The sequence below is a fragment of the Bradyrhizobium sp. genome (genome assembly GCF_019242285.1).
Taxonomy (GTDB): domain Bacteria; phylum Pseudomonadota; class Alphaproteobacteria; order Rhizobiales; family Xanthobacteraceae; genus Bradyrhizobium.
The window spans coordinates 1-3,553 of the sequence record NZ_JAFAVV010000752.1 but is presented as its reverse complement, the minus strand read 5'-3'; the positions used below and the strand labels follow the sequence as shown (position 1 = coordinate 3,553).

At 63.0% G+C, this 3,553-nt stretch carries 3 protein-coding genes; 1 reads left to right on the top strand and 2 read right to left on the bottom strand.

The genetic code is table 11. From position 1 onward, the window contains the following. Together JOY90_RS30875 and JOY90_RS30870 are read right to left on the bottom strand one after the other, a co-directional pair. The coding region (locus tag JOY90_RS30875) for a GAF domain-containing protein (protein WP_291694884.1) at positions 1–1,513 on the bottom strand (1,513 nt) is incomplete at its 3' end. Between the two features lie 108 nt (positions 1,514–1,621). Continuing rightward, on the bottom strand, positions 1,622–3,289 hold the full coding sequence (locus JOY90_RS30870; protein ID WP_291694885.1) for a thiamine pyrophosphate-requiring protein: 1,668 nt from the start codon (positions 3,287–3,289) through the stop codon (positions 1,622–1,624). A gap of 84 nt (positions 3,290–3,373) precedes the next feature. Here JOY90_RS30870 and JOY90_RS30865 point away from each other — a divergent pair. Continuing rightward, positions 3,374–3,553 (top strand): hypothetical protein (locus tag JOY90_RS30865; RefSeq protein WP_291694883.1); only part of this gene is annotated, 180 nt, incomplete at its 3' end.

Here is a 3,553-nt window from a genome sequence, read left to right as displayed (position 1 = left end):
CGAGCGAGCCCGCGGGGATCTGCATTTTCGGATCATCGAGAACGTCCGGGATAATTTCCACCTTTCCCGAGGCGATCACGCGCGAGGTCGCCGAACCGCGGCCCGCCCGCGGCGGGTTGGCTGCCCAATATTGCAGGAATTCGGGCGTGGTGCTGGACGCCGCCTTGAGCGGAAACACGTCCTCCTCGCGCAGGAAAATCGAGCCGCGATTGGCGCCGCTCAATTCGACGGCGGATTTGATCAGCGTTTCGAGAACGGCTTGCAAGTCGAACGCCGAGCGGCTGATGACCTTGAGCACGTCGGCCGTGGCGGTTTGCTGCTGCAGGGATTCGGAGAGATCGTCGGTGCGTTGACGGAGCTCCGTGAGCAGCCGCGCATTTTCGATTGCGATCACTGCCTGCGCCGCGAAGTTCTTGAGAAGGTCAATCTGTTTGTCGGTGAAGGGCCGCACCTCCGTGCGATAGATGAAGATAGCTCCTGCCAGCGCGTCATCTTTCACCATCGGAACGCAAACAGTGGATCGCGCGCCTCCGAGCCGTGCCGCCGCACCAACCACTGCCTCAGCAGTATCGTCGCTGGTGTGGCTGACCTGTTTCGTCCGTATGACGCGATCCAGGTGGCTGCCAGCCGTCGGTCGGAACCATTCTGTTTGCGTGAAGAACTCGACGAGTTTGGGCGGCGTGCCCATGCCTGCCCGCCAGCGAGCGGTCTCGCCATCAACCAGGAACAGGTTGCCAAATTTGGCGTCACAAATGCTCACAGCGTTTTCGAGCATTGATCTGAACACAGGTTCGAGCTCACCGGGTGAGCTAGAGATCACCTTCAGCACGTCAGCGGTCGCGGTCTGCTGTTGCAGCGATTCTTCGAGATCGCGCGTCTTGGCCTGTACCTCGTCGAACAGCCGCGCATTCTCGATCGCGATCACGGCCTGATCGGCGAAACTCGTCGCGAGCTCCATCTGCTTCTGGGTGAACGCGATGGGGTCGCGATGCGCCGTCGCAAGCACGCCGATGGCCCCCCCTTCGCGAAGCATCGGCACCGCGATAATCGCGTCGTAACCGAATTCGCGCGCGATCTCCTGTGTGCCCGGGGTCGCTTCCGGGTTGCCCATAATTGGCGCAATCTGCAGGGCGCGTCCGGAAAGAATTGTCTTTCCCAAGAGCAGTCGCTCATCGAGCGCGATCGGATAATGCCTGGCCAGGCCCTCAAACCCCGGTTCACCCTTGAGCCCGGCGGCATGCAGCATGCCATCTCGCAGGAGAAAGACGGCCGCAAATCGGGTGCCGAACAAGCGCAGGAGATTGTCGAGGATGGTATCGAACACGGGCGCTGGATCGGTGATTGATGCGCTGATCGACGCGAGGATTTCGGCCGTCGCCGCCTGCCACTCCAGAGCCTCGCGGGTCTGATCCTGCAGTCGCGCGTTCTCTGCCTCACGCGCCTGCAATCGCTGTTCGAGTTCGGCAATCCTGGTTTTGAGATCGGTCACCGCGTCCTGCGGAAGGGCAGTCATTCGGAAATCCATAGGCTGCCGCTGCGGGCCGCTGAAAACCGGATTATTTCATTTCCGGATCGTCGGGGCCAGCGCTATCCTTGCACATATCGCGGGCAGGGGAGCCGCTCACGTCCCCGGCCGCGCCACCTCGGTTTCCTTGCTGGTGATGAACTCGAGCAGCACCGGCACGCCTTCCTGCGTCTTCTGGATGCCGCGCCTGATCGCGGGCACGATGTCCTCCGGTTTAGTCACCCGCTCGCCATGGCCGCCGAAGGCGCGCGCCATCGCGGCATAGTCGCCCGAGATGTCGGTCGAACGGTACTTCTCGGTCGAGATCGGCATCACCTTGAGCTCGATCGCCATCGAGAAATTGTTGAGCAGGACCGACATGATCGGGATCCGCTCGCGCACCGCGGTCTCGAAGTCCATGCCGGTGAAGCCGATCGCGGCATCGCCCCAGACGTTGATGCAGAGCTTGTCGGGTCTTGCCAGCTTGGCGCCCATCGCAAGCCCGAGCCCGTAGCCGAGCTGGGTGGTCTTGCCCCAGCCGAGATAGGTCAAAGGCTCGACCGGCTTCCAGAACGGCGAGAGCTGGTCGCGGGGACTGCCGGCATCATGGGTGATGATGGTGTTGTTGACGTCGACCGTGTGCTGCAAATCCCACAGCACGCGGTAGGGATTGAGCGGCGCCGCACTGCTGGTCAGTTTCGGCATCCACTTCTCCAGCCACTCCTTGTGCGAGGCGGCGATCTCGGCCGCGACGGCGCCGGCGTCCCGATCGGAGGTGACGGTCTTGCCGATCTCTTCCAAGAGCGCGTCGAGCACGAGGCCGGCATCCCCGACCAGGCCGAGCTTCGCCTCCACATCCTTGTTGAGATGATTGGGGTCGAGCGTCGAATGGATGATGGTCTTGCCCGATGGCATCTTGATGCCGAAATTGGTTTCGGTGAAGGAGCAGCCGATGCCGAAGATCACGTCGGCCTCGGCCAAGAATTTCGGCACCGCACGCGGCACCGCCAGGCCGCCGGAGCCGAGCGAGAGCGGATGCGTCTCGGGGAAGGCCGACTTGCCGCCGAGGCTGGTCGTGACGGGGATCGCAAGCCGCTCGGCGAGCCGGCGCAGTTGCGGCCACGCTTTCGCGTAATGCACGCCCTGGCCGGCATAGAGCACCGGCCGCTTGGCATTGATCAGGAGGCTCGCGGCTTCCTCGATGTGGACGGGGTCGGCGCCATAGCGGGTGCGCAGCACCGGCGTGTAGTTGAGCGGCTCCGGCACCTCCTCATTCCACATGTCGGAGGGGATCTCCACCACGACAGGCCCGCCGCGGCCGTTCTTCAATCTGGTGAAGGCGCGGCGGAAGATGTTGCCGACCTCGGCGGCGAGCGTGATCGGCTCGGAGGATTTCGCGAACGCCTTCATCACCTGACTGGAGTTGAAGTTCGGCTCGATATTGGCGATCCGCCGCGCATAGCCCATCGGCAGCACCAGGACGGGTACGGATTCACCGAAACATTGCGCCACCCCGCCCATCGCGTTCTCGGCGCCCGGGCCATGCTGCATGCAGAAGGCGCCAATCGTACGCCCCGAGGTGACGCGGGAGATGGCGTCCGCCATGTGCAGGCCGATCCGCTCCTGCCGGACCATGATCGGGCGGATCTCGGCGTTGGCGGCATGCTCGATCAGGTGGTTGACCGGATAGCCGCAGAGGATCTCGATGCCCTCGCGTTTCATGATTTCCGCAATCGCGGTGCCGAGCTTCATGACCGTCTTCCTCCCGCTGGCGTTGCGGCCGATGTCGCTCGGCCTTTCATGTCCCAGTTTGGAACAGGAGGCGCGGCTTTGGCAAAGCAAATGCACGCTTCTCGAGGTAGCTCAGCCATGCACCCGGGACAGATGGCGGAGCGCGGCCAGTGGCCGTTTAACGGAATTTTCAGCGTGTCCGTCAATGCCCTCGCAACCAACGAACTTTACATTGCGCGGCGATATTCCGGCGGGAAGAATCCCGCCGCCTTGACGGCGACAGGAGTTTTCGATGCGGCGATTGATTTTGAGATTCCT